The organism is Pseudomonas fragi (genome assembly GCF_900105835.1).
Classification (GTDB): Bacteria; Pseudomonadota; Gammaproteobacteria; order Pseudomonadales; family Pseudomonadaceae; genus Aquipseudomonas; species Aquipseudomonas fragi.
This window is the reverse complement of sequence record NZ_LT629783.1, coordinates 2,866,261-2,882,725: the sequence shown is the minus strand read 5'-3', so window position 1 is coordinate 2,882,725 and position 16,465 is coordinate 2,866,261. Positions and strand designations below refer to the sequence as shown.

Annotated in this window: 13 protein-coding genes; 6 read left to right on the top strand and 7 right to left on the bottom strand. The window is 60.1% G+C overall.

What is annotated here, in order from left to right; translation table 11 throughout:
- The first annotated feature begins 68 nt into the window (after positions 1-68).
- Together BLU25_RS13075 and BLU25_RS13070 are read left to right on the top strand one after the other, a co-directional pair.
- Positions 69-344 (top strand): polyhydroxyalkanoic acid system family protein, encoded by a 276-nt coding sequence (locus tag BLU25_RS13075; RefSeq protein ID WP_016783173.1) that lies wholly within the window; start codon positions 69-71, stop codon positions 342-344.
- A gap of 144 nt (positions 345-488) precedes the next feature.
- Positions 489-1,202 carry a phasin family protein gene (locus BLU25_RS13070; protein ID WP_083369677.1) on the top strand — a complete coding sequence of 238 codons (714 nt, stop codon included), beginning with the start codon at positions 489-491 and terminating at the stop codon, positions 1,200-1,202.
- Between the two features lie 185 nt (positions 1,203-1,387).
- Here BLU25_RS13070 and BLU25_RS13065 read toward each other — a convergent pair whose 3' ends face one another.
- From BLU25_RS13065 to BLU25_RS13040, 6 genes are all read right to left on the bottom strand, one after another.
- Positions 1,388-1,759 (bottom strand): gamma-butyrobetaine hydroxylase family protein, encoded by a 372-nt coding sequence (locus BLU25_RS13065; protein ID WP_169845140.1) that lies wholly within the window; start codon positions 1,757-1,759, stop codon positions 1,388-1,390.
- 140 nt (positions 1,760-1,899) lie between these two features.
- Complete coding sequence (gene hslU / locus BLU25_RS13060; RefSeq protein ID WP_083369675.1) at positions 1,900-3,234, bottom strand: ATP-dependent protease ATPase subunit HslU; 1,335 nt, start codon at positions 3,232-3,234, stop codon at positions 1,900-1,902.
- A 68-nt stretch (positions 3,235-3,302) separates the two neighbouring features.
- Positions 3,303-3,833: an ATP-dependent protease subunit HslV gene (gene hslV / locus BLU25_RS13055; RefSeq protein WP_016783176.1), complete on the bottom strand. Its 531-nt coding sequence runs from the start codon at positions 3,831-3,833 to the stop codon at positions 3,303-3,305.
- 244 nt (positions 3,834-4,077) lie between these two features.
- Entirely contained in the window at positions 4,078-4,770 is a 693-nt protein-coding gene (locus tag BLU25_RS13050; RefSeq protein ID WP_016783177.1) for an SPOR domain-containing protein, read from the bottom strand.
- A gap of 1 nt (position 4,771) precedes the next feature.
- On the bottom strand, positions 4,772-6,508 hold the full coding sequence (gene argS / locus BLU25_RS13045) for an arginine--tRNA ligase (RefSeq protein WP_016783178.1): 1,737 nt from the start codon (positions 6,506-6,508) through the stop codon (positions 4,772-4,774).
- Between the two features lie 242 nt (positions 6,509-6,750).
- Complete coding sequence (locus tag BLU25_RS13040; RefSeq protein ID WP_016783179.1) at positions 6,751-8,970, bottom strand: primosomal protein N'; 2,220 nt, start codon at positions 8,968-8,970, stop codon at positions 6,751-6,753.
- A gap of 215 nt (positions 8,971-9,185) precedes the next feature.
- On the opposite strand from BLU25_RS13040, the gene rpmE reads away from it, so the two are divergent.
- The 4 genes from rpmE (at position 9,186) to BLU25_RS13020 (ending at position 13,936) form a co-directional block, all read left to right on the top strand.
- On the top strand, positions 9,186-9,413 hold the full coding sequence (rpmE, locus tag BLU25_RS13035) for a 50S ribosomal protein L31 (protein WP_016783180.1): 228 nt from the start codon (positions 9,186-9,188) through the stop codon (positions 9,411-9,413).
- A 5-nt stretch (positions 9,414-9,418) separates the two neighbouring features.
- Complete coding sequence (locus tag BLU25_RS13030; RefSeq protein WP_029611691.1) at positions 9,419-10,246, top strand: thermonuclease family protein; 828 nt, start codon at positions 9,419-9,421, stop codon at positions 10,244-10,246.
- A gap of 182 nt (positions 10,247-10,428) precedes the next feature.
- On the top strand, positions 10,429-11,697 hold the full coding sequence (locus BLU25_RS13025) for a malic enzyme-like NAD(P)-binding protein (protein WP_016783182.1): 1,269 nt from the start codon (positions 10,429-10,431) through the stop codon (positions 11,695-11,697).
- A gap of 208 nt (positions 11,698-11,905) precedes the next feature.
- A complete protein-coding gene (locus BLU25_RS13020; protein ID WP_016783183.1) occupies positions 11,906-13,936 on the top strand; it encodes a lipase family protein in 2,031 nt (676 codons plus the stop codon).
- 42 nt (positions 13,937-13,978) lie between these two features.
- Here BLU25_RS13020 and BLU25_RS13015 read toward each other — a convergent pair whose 3' ends face one another.
- A complete protein-coding gene (locus BLU25_RS13015) occupies positions 13,979-16,402 on the bottom strand; it encodes a penicillin-binding protein 1A (RefSeq protein WP_369782715.1) in 2,424 nt (807 codons plus the stop codon).
- Between the last annotated feature and the right edge of the window lie 63 nt (positions 16,403-16,465).

The following is a 16,465-nucleotide window of genomic DNA, read 5'->3' as shown; positions in this document are numbered from 1 at the left end:
CCGGTGGCCGGCTTTGTCTTGGCGAGGGTGAATGTATAGTGGCGGCTTTATTTATCAGGAGCGACGCCATGGCGCGTATCAGCGTTGAACGTACCCACAAACTGGGCCTTGAGGCCGCACGTGAAAAAGCCCGGCCTCTGGTCGAGAAACTGGCCGGCCAGTACGGTCTGACCCCGACCTGGGCGGGCGACACGGTAAAACTCAAGCGCTCCGGGGTGAATGGCACCCTGCAAATCAGCGAGAACAACGTCAAGGTCGATGTTGAGCTGGGCCTGCTGATGTCGGCGATGAGCGGCATGATCCAGTCGGAAATCGAACGCTCGCTGGATAAGGCGCTGTCGTAGTCGTCCTGCCGGTCTAATAGCGGCCGCGCCCTTGATACAAGGCGGTTTAACGTCTAAACCTGATGCAGGTGAGCACCTTTGTTCATCTTGATGATTCGACGATCCTGCTCACCGGCGTCGCGACATGACATTGAGGGGAACACGATGGCTGCGAAGAAACCGACTGCTAAAGACAGCAACACCTGGGTAGGCAAGGTTGAAGAGTACTCACGCAAAATCTGGCTCGCAGGTTTGGGTGTGTACTCGAAGATTGATACTGACGGCAGCAAGCTGTTCGATACGCTGGTCAAGGACGGTGAAAAGGCGGAAAAGCTGGCCAAGGAGGCCGGGCATAAAGTGGCCGAGGGGGTTAAATCGTCGACCTCGTCCGCCCGTTCCCGGGTTGAGGATGTCAAGGATCTGGCCCTGGAAAAGTGGGGCGAGCTCGAAGAGGCTTTCGACAAGCGCCTAAACAGCGCCATTACCCGTTTGGGTGTACCCAGCCGTGAAGAGGTCAAGGCGCTGCATGCCAAGGTCGAGACCCTGACCAAGCATATCGAGAAGCTGACAGCGGCGGCTGCCAAGGTTGCGGCCAGCAAGGCGCCTGTTGCGAGCAAGGCGGCACCGGCCAAGGCTGCGGCAAAACCTGCGGTTGCCAAGCCGGCAGTTAAAGCGGCCACCAAGCCCGTCGCCAAGCCTGCGGTGAAAGCAGCGGCTAAACCTGCGGCTAAGCCTCTAGCCAAACCTGCGGCTGCCAAAGCGCCTGCAGCGAGCAAGCCCGCACCGGCCGCCAAAAAACCTGCGGCGAAGAAGTCAGCCGCCGCGCCTAAGGCTCCAGTGGTCGAGGCAACTGCGCCAGCACCTACTGCATCCGTTTAATCGCAGGTACGCATGCTTCTGTAGCAGCTGCCGCAGGAACGAGGCTGCGTTCGGCTGCGAAGCAGTCGTAAAGCCAGGATGTCCCGGTGCTTCAGACACACCGCGATGACTGGATTTGCGAGCGCTTCGCACTCGGACGCAGCCTCGTTCCTGCGGCAGCTGCTACAGGGATGTATGAATCCGGCTCAGAGCATCAACTTGACCACTGAAACCGAAGGGTCGCGGGACTTGCCGGCTTTTTTCAGTTCCTGCAGGTAGTCCGCCCAGAGTTCTTCCTGGCGTACGCCCAGCTGGTAAAGGTAGTCCCAGGTAAACAGCCCGCTGTCGTGACCGTCATCAAAGGTCAGTTTCAGCGCGTATTGCCCTGCGGGTTCGATCTTGCTCAAGCCGACATTGATCTTGCCGAATTGCAGAATCGGATTGCCGTGGCCCTGGACCTCGGCAGAGGGGGAGTGCACGCGCAAAAACTCGGCCGGCAGGTGGTGCTCTTCGCCGGACGGGTATTTGAGGGTGAGGGTTTTTGAGGCTTTATGCAGGTTGATGGCGCTGGGAATCATGGTCATAACCTTCGGTCATTGCACAAACAGTGTAGCCGCTGCCGCAGGCTGCGATCGCCAACACAGTTGGCGCAAGATCCGGAGATCGTTGAAGGCTTTCGCCTTATCGCAGCCTGCGGCAGCGGCTACAGGGGTTCGGCTTACAAGATGTAGCGCGAGAGGTCTTCGTTCTCGGCCAGCTCGCCCAGGTGGCTGTTGACGTATTCGGCATCGATGCGAATCGGCTCTTCATTCTGCGCGCTGGCGATATCACCGGCACTGAAGGACACCTCTTCCAGCAAACGCTCAAGCAGCGTGTGCAGGCGACGGGCACCGATGTTCTCGGTTTTCTCGTTCACTTGCCAGGCGATTTCCGCCAGGCGCTTGATGCCTTCAGGCATGAACTCGATGTTCAGGCCTTCGGTTTTCAGCAGCTCGCGGTACTGCTCGGTCAACGATGCGTGCGGCTCGCTGAGGATGCGTTCGAAATCCTGTGGCGACAGCGCCTTGAGCTCGACGCGGATTGGCAGACGGCCTTGCAGCTCAGGCACCAGATCGCTCGGCTTGCTCAGGTGGAATGCACCGGACGCAATAAACAGGATGTGGTCGGTCTTGACCATGCCCAGCTTGGTATTGACTGTGCAACCTTCGATCAGCGGCAGCAGGTCGCGCTGCACGCCTTCGCGGGACACATCGGCACCGCCGACATTACCGCGCTTGGCCACCTTGTCGATTTCGTCGATAAACACGATGCCGTGCTGCTCAACGGCTTCCAGGGCCTTGGCCTTGAGTTCTTCGTCGTTGACCAGGCGGCCGGCTTCTTCGTCACGCACCATTTTCAGGGCTTCTTTGACTTTCAGCTTGCGGCTCTTGCGCTTGCCTTTGCCCATGTTGGCAAACAGGCTTTGCAGCTGGTTGGTCATTTCTTCCATGCCTGGCGGCGCGGAGATGTCGACGCCCACGGCATCGGCCACTTCGATTTCAATTTCCTTGTCGTCCAGCTGGCCTTCGCGCAGACGCTTGCGGAACAGCTGGCGAGTGTTGGAGTCCTGCGGTACGGCCGCTTCTTCGCCGAACGTGCGGGCAGGTGGCAGCAGGGCGTCGAGGATGCGCTCTTCAGCGGCGTCTTCGGCGCGGTGGCGAACCTTGACGATTTCCTGCTCACGCAACAGCTTGATGGCAGCGTCAGCCAGATCGCGGATGATCGATTCAACGTCGCGGCCTACATAGCCAACTTCGGTGAACTTGGTCGCTTCAACCTTGATAAACGGCGCGTTGGCCAGCTTGGCCAGGCGACGGGCGATTTCGGTTTTACCGACACCGGTCGGGCCGATCATCAGGATGTTTTTTGGCGTGACTTCAACGCGCAGTTCTTCGGGCAGTTGCATCCGGCGCCAGCGGTTGCGCAGCGCGATGGCTACGGCGCGCTTGGCGTCGTCCTGGCCGATGATGTGGCGATTGAGTTCGTGGACAATTTCGCGGGGAGTCATGGACATGATAATTGGCGTTCCTCTAGCTAAAGTAAGGTTCCCATACGGGCTGGCTGGCCAGCCCGGCAGACGTCTTATTCAGCGAGGTCCTGCTCCTCAATAGTGATGTTGTGGTTGGTGAACACGCAGATGTCGCCAGCGATACCGAGGGCGGTTTCGGCGATTTCGCGGGCCGACAGCTCGGTTTTCATCAGCAGGGCGCGGGCCGCTGCCTGGGCGAATGCACCGCCCGAACCCATTGCGATCAAGCCGTCTTCTGGCTCAACCACGTCACCGTTACCGGTGATGATCAAGGACGCGTCCTTGTTGGCTACGGCCAGCATGGCTTCCAGGCGGCTCAGCGAGCGGTCGGTACGCCATTCTTTGGCCAACTCGACAGCGGCGCGAACCAGATGGCCCTGGTGCTTTTCAAGCTGGCCTTCAAAACGTTCGAACAGGGTGAATGCATCAGCGGTGGCACCGGCGAAACCGGCGATGACCTGGCCGTGGTAGAGGCGACGGACTTTTTTCGCGTTGCCTTTCATTACGGTATTGCCCAGGGAAACCTGGCCGTCGCCAGCCATGACGACTTTGCCGTGGCGGCGTACTGAAACGATGGTGGTCAAGGGAGAGTCTCCACGCAGCGGGGCGAAAATGCCTGATGGGAATACATATGGGGGTTGTCGCGGATTTTTCAACAGCGGGGAGGGAATGGGGATGAACGGGGAGGCAGGATTTGGCGAGGGTGTTGTGGGAGCGGGCTTGCCCGCGATGCCGGCGCCCCGGAGTGTCAGGCTGATCGCGGTGATGCCATCGCGAGCCAGCCCGCTCCCACAGGGGGGTAGTGGAGCCCCGTGGGAGCGGCTGGTATCAGCGGCGCTGTTGCAATAACAAGTTGTTGAAGCCGCCGCCCGCCAATTGTTTTTGGGCCACGGTCAACTGGTCGCGATTGCTGAACGGGCCGACCAGCACCCGGTACCAGGTTTCGTCCTTCACTGTGCCAGCTTCAACCGTAGCGGTCTGGCCCAGCAGGATGATTTGTGCCCGTACTTTCTCCGCATCCGCCTGTTTGCGGAACGAGCCCGCCTGCAGGAAGAACTTGGTCACTGGCGCTGCTTTGACAACCGGCGGCGCAGGTGGAGGGGTCAGGCCGTTCAACGCGGCCTGGGCACGCACGGTATCGATTTTCGCTGCTTCGGCCGGCGTTACCGGAGTCAGCGGCGCAGTTTGCGGTGTAGGCGGGGTCTTCTCAGGCACGGCTTCCGGCGGCACGATCACTTCAGACTCGGGCAACAAGGTGTAGAAGTCGTACTTGGGCTTGGCCGGCTGGGTCGGGCTGGGCGCGGTCTTGTTGGCTTCGGCCACTTTCGTGGCTTTCTGCTGCTCCTGCTTGACCCGTTTGACGTCATCGCCCTGGCCGGGTTCGAGCTTCATCAGAAACACGATAAAGGCGCCCACGGTCAGGCCGATGGCCATCCATAGCCAGCCCGGGATCGGCTTTTTGGCGGGCGCCTGATACCGGCTGGCGCCGCGCTTGGGGGCTGGTTTTTTCTTGGCGGCCAACTTACATGCGCTCCAGGGTTTCCAGGCCCAGCAGTTCCAGGCCTTGCTTGAGGGTACGGCCTGCCAGTGCCGCCAGACGCAAGCGGCTTTGTTTCTGTGCTTCGTCCTCGGCGCTGAGGATCGGGCAGTTCTCGTAGAAGCTGGAGAACAGACCGGCCACTTCGTACAGGTAGGTGCAGAGGGTGTGCGGCGTGCCTTTTTCGGCCACGTTGTTCAGCACTTCGCTGAACTGCGCCAGTTTGGCGGCCAGTTCCTGCTCTTGCGGGGCTTCAAGCACGATCTGGCCCTGAACTTCTTCAAAACCCTTGCCCAGTTTGCGAAACACGCCTGCAACGCGAGTGTAGGCGTACAGCAGGTAAGGCGCGGTATTGCCTTCGAAGTTGAGCATCAGGTCGAAGTTGAAGCTGTAGTCGCTGGTACGGTGCTTGGACAGGTCGGCGTATTTCACCGCGCCGATCCCGACAACTTTGGCAATGGCACGCAGTTCGTCTTCAGGCAGTTCCGGGTTTTTCTCTTTAACCAGCGTGTAGGCACGCTCTTTGGCTTCGTTGAGCAGGTCGATCAGTTTGACCGTACCGCCATCACGGGTCTTGAATGGACGGCCATCGGCGCCGTTCATGGTGCCGAAGCCCATGTGTTCCATTTCCATCGGATGGGTGATGAAGCCGGCTTTGCGCGCAACTGCGAATACTTGCTGGAAGTGCAGAGCCTGACGCTGGTCGACAAAGTACAGGGCGCGATCGGCTTTCAATACACCGCTGCGGTAGCGGATGGCCGCCAGGTCAGTGGTGGCGTACAGATAGCCGCCGTCAGCCTTGACGATAATGACCGGCAGCGGCTCGCCTTCGGCATTCTTGAACTCGTCGAGGAACACGCACTGGGCGCCGTTGCTCTCGACCAGCATGCCTTTGGCCTTGAGATCGTTGACCACGTTGATCAGATCGTCGTTGTAGGCGCTTTCGCCCATCACGTCGGCCATAGTCAGTTTTACGTTCAACTGCTCGTAGATTTTCTGGCAGTGCGACAGCGAGATGTCCTTGAACTTGGTCCACAGCGCCAGGCAGTCCGGGTCGCCGGCTTGCAGCTTGACCACCAGGCTACGGGCACGATCGGCAAATTCAGGTGACTCGTCGAAGCGCTTTTTGGCCGCGCGGTAGAAGTTTTCAAGGTCACTCAGCTCGTCGCTGGTGATCGGGTTCTCTTCCAGGTAGGCCATCAGCATGCCGAACTGGGTGCCCCAGTCGCCAACGTGGTTTTGGCGAATTACTTCGTCGCCCAAAAATTCCAGGACGCGAGCCACGCCGTCACCAATGATGGTGGAGCGCAAATGGCCCACATGCATCTCTTTGGCCAGGTTGGGCGCGGACATGTCGATCACGGTACGCATGGCCGGGGTGGCTTTGCGCACGCCGATTTTCGGGTCGGCCAGTGCGGCATCAAGGCGCGAGGCCAGGGCCTGGGTGTTCTGGAAAAAGTTCAGAAAGCCCGGGCCGGCGATTTCGGTCTTGCTGATCTGCTCATCGGCCGGCAGGGCGGCGATGATTTTTTCAGCCAGGTCACGGGGCTTCATGCCGGCAGGCTTGGCCAGCATCATGGCGATGTTGCTGGCGAAGTCGCCGTGGGTCTTGTCACGGGCGTTTTCCACCTGAATCGCTGGCGTCAGGCCTTCAGGCAACACACCTTCTGTGACGAGTTGAGCTAGGGCTTGTTGAATAAGCTGGCGAATGGTGTCTTTCATGGTCTTCTCTTTCGACCGCAAGCGCGGTAGCGCTTCAGTGCGCAGGTGGAAAAACTGGGCATTATCCGTTGCCGGGTCGGCCTTGCCAACCTTAGCAGGCGGGTTATGGATCTGCGGTGTTCGGTTATTACTTCAAAACGCTGGGAGCGGGCTTGCTCGCGATGGTATCGCTGCGGTTTTTCAGTTGCTTCGCGTCGTCTGTATCGCGAGCAAGCCCGCTCCCACGGGTGTCACGAGGTGACTCAATAAAGGTCTACCGGGTCCACGTCCAGCGACCAGCGCACCTGGCGCCCGCTGGGCATTTGCTCAAGGGCCAGCAGCCATTGGCTGAGCAAGCGGTGCAGCGGTGCGCGGGCGTTGGCTTGTAATAGTAGTTGAGCACGATAGCGTCCGGCCCTGCGCTCCATTGGCGCAGGCACGGGGCCGAGCAGTTCGATGCCGCCCAGGTTCAGCTCGCCCAGCAGGCGTTCGGCCTCGCTGCAGGCTTCATCCAGAAAACCTTCTGCCTGCCCCGGCTTGTGGGCCTCGGCGCGCAGCAGGGCGAGGTGGGCGAAAGGCGGCAGCCCCGCCGCCCGGCGCTCGCTCAGGGCTTGTTCGGCGAAGGCAAAGTAACCCTGCTCGGTCAGTTGGATCAGCAACGGGTGGTCGGCCAGATGGGTCTGGATAATTACCTTGCCCGGCTCTTCGGCGCGTCCGGCACGGCCCGCGACCTGCACGATCAATTGGGCCATGCGCTCGCTGGCGCGAAAGTCGCCGGAGAACAGGCCGCCATCGGCATCCAGAATCGACACCAGCGTCACCCGGGGGAAGTGATGGCCCTTGGCGAGCATTTGCGTGCCGATAAGAATGCACGGCTGGCCTTTTTGAATTGTGGCAAACAGCTGGTTCATCGCGTCCTTGCGCGAGGTACTGTCGCGGTCGACCCGCAGCACCGGGTAGTCGGGGAAGAGAATCCCCAACCGCTCTTCGGCGCGCTCAGTCCCGGCACCTACTGGCCGCAGGTCGACTTTGCCGCACTGCGGGCAGTTGCGCGGTACGCGCTCGACATAGCCGCAGTGATGGCAGCGCAGTTCGCCGGAGCGCTGATGAACGGTCATGCGTGCATCGCAGCGCTGGCATTCCGACATCCAGCCGCAGTCATGGCACAGCAGGGTGGGCGCGAAGCCCCGACGGTTGAGGAACACCAGTACTTGCTGGCCTGCTGCGAGGGTCTGGCCGATGGCTTGCTGCATCGGCCCGGAAATCCCGCTGTCCAGTGGCCGGCTTTTTACATCCAGGCGCAGGAAGCGTGGCTGTTTGGCCCCGCCCGCGCGCTCATTCAGGCGCAGCAAGCCATAACGGCCGGTGTAGGCGTTATGCAGGCTTTCCAGTGATGGAGTTGCGGAGCCAAGCACGATCGGGATGTTTTCCTGCCGTGCGCGCACCAGCGCAAGGTCGCGAGCGTGGTAGCGCAAACCTTCCTGCTGTTTATAGGAACCGTCGTGCTCTTCGTCGATGATAATCAGGCCCGGGTTTTTCATCGGGGTGAACAGCGCCGAGCGGGTACCAATAATAATGTCGGCTTCGCCATCCCGAGCCGCCAGCCAGCTTTCGAGGCGCTCGCGGTCGTTGACCGCCGAATGCACCAGGGCGATACGGGCATTGAAGCGCTGTTCGAAGCGGGCCAGGGTTTGCGGGCCAAGGTTGATCTCGGGGATCAGCACCAGCGCTTGCTTGCCGGCCTGCAGGGTTTCGCGGATCAACTGCAAATACACTTCGGTCTTGCCGCTGCCGGTGACCCCGGCCAGCAGGAAGGCATGGAAGTGGTCGAAGCCTGCGCGAATGGCTTCATAGGCTGCCTGCTGCTCAGTGTTGAGCGGCAATTCGGGCTGGGCCAGCCAATGTTCATGGCGCTCGCTGGGCGCATGGCGGCGAATCTCGACCGTGACCAGCTCTTTGGCCAGCAGCAGGTCGAGGCTGTCCTTGCTCAGCATCAATTTGCTTAACAGTTGATGCGCCACGCCGTGGGGGTGCTGGGCCAGGGTGGCCAGGGCTTCACGTTGGCGCGGGGCGCGGGCGACGCGGGGGTCGTCCAGGCGGGCGCCGGGGGCGATCTGCCAGAACCGTTCCTGGCGGGTTTCGGCCAGTTCGCCCTGGCGCAGCAACACCGGCAGTGCCCAGCTCAAGGTATCGCCCAGGCTGTGCTGGTAATACTGCGAGGTCCACAGGCACAGCTTGAACAAGGACGCGGGCAGCGGAGGCACGGCGTCGAGCAGGGCAATGGCAGGTTTGAGCTTGTCAGCCGGCACTTCGCTGTGATCGACCACTTCGACCAGAATGCCGATCATCTCCCTTCGCCCGAACGGCACCCGCAGGCGCATGCCGGGCTGTAATTGACTGCGCAGCACGCCGGCAGGCGCCCGGTAATCAAACAGGCGGCGCAGGGGGGAAGGCAGGGCAAGGCGCAAAATGGCGTCGGGCACGCGGGGCTCTCAAGTGATGAACGGCAAAGATGGCCCGGAGCCTAGCAGACAAAGCCCTTAGGGACTAAAAGGTCGGATGCTGAAAGATGAATGATTTGAGGTGGAGCATGCTTGGCCGCTTGCGTCAATGCAAAGGTCTGGTATTATCGGCGCCCTAATTTTACGTGCGGTATTCAACAATGGTGTTGAGTGGCGGCACGCTAGAGGAATACCCCATGAAAGCCGATATCCATCCAGCGTACGAAACAATCCTGGTAACTTGCAGCTGCGGCAACAAGTTCGAAACTCGTTCGAACCTGTGCAAGCCACTGGGCACCGACGTATGCAACGAGTGCCACCCGTTCTACACCGGTAAGCAGAAAACTCTGGACGTTGGCGGTCGTGTTGATCGCTTCAAAACTCGTTTCGGTGCTTTCGGCGCTACGAAAAAAGCCGCCGAGTAAGGCGCATGACCATGGGCAGGCTTTTGGGTCTGGCCAGGTTATTGAAAAAGGCGTCCCTTGCGGGCGCCTTTTTTGTGCCTGCGATTTGGCTGGGCAGTGCTTGGGCCGCGCCGCTGTGCCCGGCACCGGGCGCAGTGACCTACGCCACGGTGGAGCGGGTGACCGATGGCGACACCCTGCGCCTTAAAGATGGCCGCAGCGTGCGCATGATCGGCCTCAATGCCCCGGAAACCGGTAAGCAGGGCCAGTCTGCCGAACCCTTTGCCGACGCGGCGCGCAAGCGCCTGCAAACGCTGGTGGCGCAGAGCAATGGTCGTGTCGGGTTGCTGGCGGGCAAACAGTCCAGGGACCGCTATGGCCGCACGCTGGCCCATGTGTTTGGTGCCGATGGCAGCAACCTTGAGGCCCGCTTGCTGGCTGAAGGCCTGGGGTATCAGGTGGCAATCGCGCCGAATGTGGCGCTGCTTGGCTGTCAGCAGGCTGCTGAGCGCAGTGCGCGCAAGGCTCGCCTGGGGCTTTGGCGACAATCGCCGGTGCTGGCGCCACAACAGATACGCCGCTCGGGTTTCGCCCTGGTGGGGGGCAAGGTCAGTCAGGTCCGGCGCAACCAGGGTGGGCTTTGGATCGATCTGCAGGGCGGCCTGGTTCTGCATATTGGTCCCAGGCAATTGGCCAGCTTCAACCAAAAGCAACTTGCCAGTCTGCAAGGTGCCAAAGTCGAGGCCAGAGGCTGGGTGCTGGACCGTTCCCGGCGCGCAGGCGCGAAGGCAGGACAAGCGCGCTGGATGTTGCCTTTGACTCATCCGGGGATGCTGAAAGTCATTGCGCGCTAAAAATTGTAGACAATTTTAAATGTAGATTGTGAACACTCTAGCCCTTGTGGGGCGCGGCTCTTGGGCCAAAGTCGTAAGGTAAAGGCCTTGACACTGCTGACTGGTCAGTCTTGTCGGGACTTTGCGACACGCGTATGCTCGGCGATTCGTCTGTCCAACAGCAAAAAAAGCGGAATGCCCACATGTCTGATTTGAAAACTGCCGCTCTCGAATACCATGCCCAGCCACGTCCAGGCAAACTGAGTGTCGAGCTTACCAAACCTACCGCTACTGCCCGCGATCTAGCGCTGGCATACAGCCCGGGTGTAGCCGAACCAGTGCGCGAAATCGCCCGCGACCCTGAACTGGCCTACAAGTACACCGGCAAGGGCAACCTGGTAGCCGTGATCTCTGATGGCACCGCTATTCTGGGTCTGGGTAACCTCGGCCCATTGGCCTCCAAACCTGTTATGGAAGGCAAGGGCGTGTTGTTCAAGCGCTTTGCCGGTATCGATGTATTCGACATCGAAGTTGATTCCGAGAGCCCTCAGGCTTTCATCGACACCGTAAAACGCATCTCCATCACCTTCGGCGGCATCAACCTCGAAGACATCAAGGCACCCGAGTGCTTTGAGATCGAACGTGCTCTGATCGAGCAGTGCGATATCCCTGTATTCCACGATGACCAGCACGGCACCGCTATCGTGACCGCGGCTGGCATGATCAACGCCCTGGAAATCGCTGGCAAAACCCTGTCTGATGCCAAGATCGTTTGCCTGGGCGCCGGTGCTGCCGCCATCTCCTGCATGAAACTGCTGGTGAGCATGGGCGCAACCATCGAAAACATCTACATGATCGACCGTACCGGTGTGATCCACTCCGGCCGTGACGACCTGAACCAGTACAAGTCGGCATTCGCCCACGCCACCGAGAAGCGCACCCTGGCTGACGCCATGGACGGCGCAGACGTGTTTGTCGGCCTGTCGGGTCCAAACCTGCTGAGCGCTGAAGACCTGCTGCGCATGGCGCCTAACCCGATCGTGTTCGCGTGCTCGAACCCGGATCCGGAAATCTCCCCGGAACTGGCTCACGCCACCCGTAACGACGTGATCATGGCCACTGGCCGTTCGGACTACCCGAACCAGGTCAACAACGTACTGGGCTTCCCGTTCATCTTCCGTGGTGCCCTGGACGTTCGCGCCAAGCGCATCAACGAAGAAATGAAGATCGCTGCAGCCAACGCACTGCGTGAACTGGCCAAGCTGCCAGTGCCACAGGAAGTGTGTGACGCTTACGGCGGCATCAAGCTGGAATTCGGTCGTGAATACATCATCCCGAAACCAATGGATGCGCGCCTGATCACCCTGATCTCCGATGCAGTGGCCAAGGCTGCCATCGAGACCGGTGTTGCAACCCTGCCGTACCCGAAAAACTACCCGCTCAAGAGCGTGGATGACGTCTTCAACGGCTAAGTCCGTATAGCGTCACGCTAAAAACCCCGATGCTGTTGAGGCATCGGGGTTTTTTGCTTTTCTGGCAGTGAACCTGAAATCAAGATAAGTCCATTAGCGTAATAGGAATCGTCCTACATTTATTCTGTCAGGCATCCGTTAGCTTCAGTCCTTTGTCCTGGGGGGACACTTTGTTCAGAAGTGAGCCCTCTTTATTTAGGAAGCATGGATGTTCAAACCCTGGCGCCCACACCCTTGTCGCGACACCCGCTTTCAACTGATTGATGAGCATGGCGCAGGAGTGCCCTATGCAGGGTTGGCCTATGAGCTTGTCGACCGGCACGGGCAAGTACACCACGGCTATCTGGATGCCAGCGGGGCAGGCAAGGCAGGCAAGCAGATTGCCGGGCCTGTTGCCATTAGGTTTACGCAGGCCCACGACCGCAGTCGTGCAGTGTATTCGCGGTTGATGGATCGCCCGCATTACCCGCTTTATATCACCGAACTTCAGGTCAGGGCCGAACAGACCCGCTGGCTCAACACGGCCGGCGAACGTTCGCAGACCAGGCCGGCACCTGTCGACACTGATGCCGACTACTTTCAGGTTGAAGTCCGACATCTGCTCGAGCATGTTTCGCACTTACCCCCCGTGGTCGATTGCGCATACCCGCCGCGCTGCAGGGCGCCGGGCGTCACCCTGGCCTGTGGCCGTTTTACCGTGCTGGAGGTTCGCCCTTTGCGAGCCTTGTGCCCGTTGCTGTCAACCGACCCGCAGTTCTGTGCGCTTAACCTCTACCAATTGGCGTTGATGGCCACGTTGAGTGATTGCCCTTTTGGTGATTCAAAAGGCAGGCCGCGTGACCGGGGCTTCGATGAGGAGCGGAGCATGGGGGACTGGCAGGTCAGCCCCGAGCAGGCAAAATCGTATTACCCCTTGTATGACAATGTGGCGTATTCAAGGCGTCTGGAAATTGTGCCCTTCGACCCTGTGCTTTACCCGGCCAATGACCCGCATTCGCAAGCGGCTCAGGAGACTGCAGCCACGGTCCATTTCCGGGATGACATACGCCTGGGGCCAGCAGGCCCTGATGTCCAGACCTTCGTCACCCATAACCATGACCTTATGCTGGTTGTTGTGCGCGGCACCTGTGCATGGTCGGACTTCGTACGCGATGTTGATGCGCTGCAAGTGCCGTTTGCAGAAGGCGAGGGCAAGGTGCATCGCGGCTTTTACGACGCGGCCAGGCAGGCGTGTACGCTGGTTGAGGCCTATATGGATAAATTCCATGCCGGGCAGCCCGTGCTGATCTGTGGCCATAGCCTGGGCGGTGCCGTTGCCTTGATCCTGGCGCAAATGCTGCGCCTGCGGCGCTCTTGTGAAGTGCAGCTGTATTCCTACGGCGCACCGCGGGCAGCTGACGCGACGTTTGTCAGCGCCGCCCGGGGGTTGGTGCATCAGCGCATGGTCAACCATAACGACCCGGTCCCCAGTGTGCCGGGGAGCTGGTTGAGCACGCGGCTGTCGGCTTGCGATGCCGGGGCACTGATGACGTTTACTGGCGTGCCTGCAGGGTTTGGCGTGTTTGTGCCCGGCCTGAGTCGTTTGCTCGGCGAGCCGTATCAGCATCACGGCACCTTGCGTCACTTCATGCCTGTGGAGTTTGCTCAAGGTCAGGTGTCCCATGTGCTGTGGGAGCCGTTAAGCGATACCGTCACCCAGCATGCCTTGAGCCGGGCGGTGCTTGAACAAAAAAGCGCGCTGTCAGAGGTTGACGGGCTTCTTGGGCAACGGGTCGAGATTGGCCAGCAGTTTATGCTCGACAGTTATATCCCCAGTAGTTGGGCGGTCTTGCGCCGCAGCCAGCAAGCACAGCAGGCCCGGCGCTCGCTGGTGACAGAGCGCGAAGTGCTGTTTGTAGATCAGGCCCTTGAACATCTGGCGCAACAGCTACGGGTTAAATACCGTGAGGAAATGGCGCGCAAGCGCAGCAGCTTTGAAGCGCAGGTGCACACCATGAACCTGCTGATGCGCGAGATGGGCAATGTCCACCAGACCCGCAAGCAGTTGTACACGCTCAGATTTAAAGTGCCCAGCCAGGCAGATGTGTTTGGCCGCTTTGCGCTGCATCCCGAGGCGTTGGCGCAAAGCCTGGCGCGCTGGGAGGCGCACAGCGAAAGCACGCGTATTGACCCGTTGGCCTTGGCGCCTGTTGATGAGTTGCTCGAAGACAGGATGCCCCAGGGGCATATGCTTGCTTGAGGTGGCAAGCGGCAAGCTTTTAAGGGCTTGCCGCTCTGTTTATCAGAACAGATCTATTGGAGCCCCGTCATCCGCTGGCAGCGGGCTGCCCGGTGCTACGTTGTTGCCCAGTTCACTGTTGGTCGGCGGTGTATCTTCGCTTTTGAACAGCTCAAAGTAGGCGCCCGGAGTGCCTGGCGAGGCAATACGCCCGCTCGACGGATCGATCCGCAAGCTGAGGATGCCTTCGGGCTCAGGCTGCGTATGGGCAGGCTTGCCCTTGAGCGCGCCACCCATGTAAGTCATCCAGATCGGCAAGGCGACGGTGCCCCCGTATTCGCGACGGCCCAGGCTTTCGGGTTGATCGAAACCGGTCCACACGGTGGTGACGTAATCGGCGTTGTAACCGGAGAACCAGGCATCCTTGGATTCGTTGGTAGTACCGGTTTTGCCTGCCAGGTCGGTGCGGCCCAGCGCCAGGGCGCGGCGGCCAGTGCCGAGCTTGATCACGTCCTGCAGCATGCTGGTGAGGATGTAAGTGGTACGCCCGTCGACAATCCGTTCGGCTACCGCTTGTGTTTCCACTGTTGGCAGGCCGGGTGCGGCATTGATGGTGTCGATGGTCAGCGCGGCGGCTTCTGGCGGCACGTCTTTGGTGTCGTTTTTAGGCACGCTTGGCGGGTTGGCCACGAACAGGGTCTCGCCGTTGCGGCTTTCGATCTTGTCGATCAGATACGGTGTGATCTTGTAGCCACCGTTGGCGAACGTGCTCCAGCCAGTGGCGATCTCCATTGGCGTCAGGGTTGCAGTCCCCAGGGCCAGCGACAGGTTGCGCGGCAAATCCTGCTTGTTGAAGCCGAACTTGCTGATGTAGTCGACAGTGCGGTCCACGCCCAGGCTTTGCAGCAAACGAATAGAAACCAGGTTGCGCGACTTGTACAGCGCTTCACGCACGCGGATCGGGCCGAGGAAGGTGTTGGTGTCGTTCTTCGGGCGCCAGACCTTGTCCAGGTATTCATCGACAAACACGATCGGTGCGTCGTTGACCAGGGTGGCGGCGGTGTAGCCGTTATCCAGTGCGGCGCTGTAGATGAACGGCTTGAAGCTTGAGCCGGGTTGGCGCTTGGCCTGCATCGCCCGGTTGTAGTTGCTTTGCTCGAAGGCGAAGCCGCCCACCAGTGCGCGAATGGCGCCGTTATCCGGGTCCAGCGATACCAGCGCGCCTTGTACGGTGGGCACCTGGCTGAATTTGTAGCTGCCGTCGGCCTGGGGTTGAACGCGAATCAGGTCACCGACCTGAGCCACATCCGAAGGCTGCTTGGGCATCGGACCCATGCTGTTGGTATTGAGGAACTTGCGCGCCCATTTCATGGTGTTCCATGAGACGTGGGCTTCACCGGTGCGGGTCAGCACTTGAATGCCGTCCTTGTCGACCTGGGTCACGATGGCCGGCTCAAGGCCGCTGATCGGGCGCTGCTTGGCCAGTTCCTGGGTCCATGCGGCCAGGGTCTTGCCCGGCAGGCGCGATTCGGGGCCGCGATAACCGTGACGCTGGTCATAGGCAATCAGGCCTTCATGCACGGCTGTGTTGGCCAGCTCCTGAAGGTCGCTGGGCACCGTGGTGGTTACGCGGAAACCTTCGGTGTAGGCGTCGCTGCCGTAACGGCCGACCATTTCGGCGCGGGCCATTTCAGCGATATAGGGCGCGCTCACTTCCGGGGTTGGCACATGGTAGCTCGCGTTTACCGGCTCGGCGATGGCCGCTTCATAGCTGGCCTGGTCGATTTTACCCAGCTTGTACATGCGCCCCAGGATCCAGTCGCGGCGCTCTTTGCTGCGCACCGGGTTGGCCAGCGGGTTAAACCGTGAAGGGGCCTTGGGCAGGCCGGCGATCATCGCCATTTGCGCCAGGCTCAGGTCGCGGATCGACTTGCCGTAGTAAACCTGGGCCGCGGATTCAATACCGTAAGCGCGGTTGCCCAGGTAAATCTTGTTCACGTACAGCTCAAGGATCTCGTCCTTGGTCAGCTCGCGTTCGATTTCCAGGGCCAGCAGGATTTCGTTGGTCTTGCGCGAAAAACTGCGCTCGCTGGAGAGGAAATAGTTCTTCGCCACCTGCATGGTGATGGTGCTGCCGCCCGATTGTATGTGTCCGCTTTTTACCAACTGGGTGGCGGCACGCATCAGGCTGCTGGGGTCTACCCCGTAGTGATTGGCGAAATTGTCATCTTCTGCAGAAAGCAGGGCATTGATGAAATCGGGCGGAATGTCGGCGAACTTGATCGGTGAGCGGCGCATTTCGCCAAACTCTGCGATCAACTTTCCGTCGCTGGTGTAGACCCGCAAAGGAATCTGCAACTGGATGCTTCTCAACGACTCTACGGACGGCAAGCCAGGACTAAGATAGAGAAACGCGCCGCTCAACACGAGCAACAGCCCGCAGAACACGGCAACGAAAGACCACCCGAAAAACTTCAGCAGACGAATCAAGGCTTTTGGATTTCCAGATCAAGAAATGGGTTTGCACGTCAGGGTAGTGCGCAGTTGCGC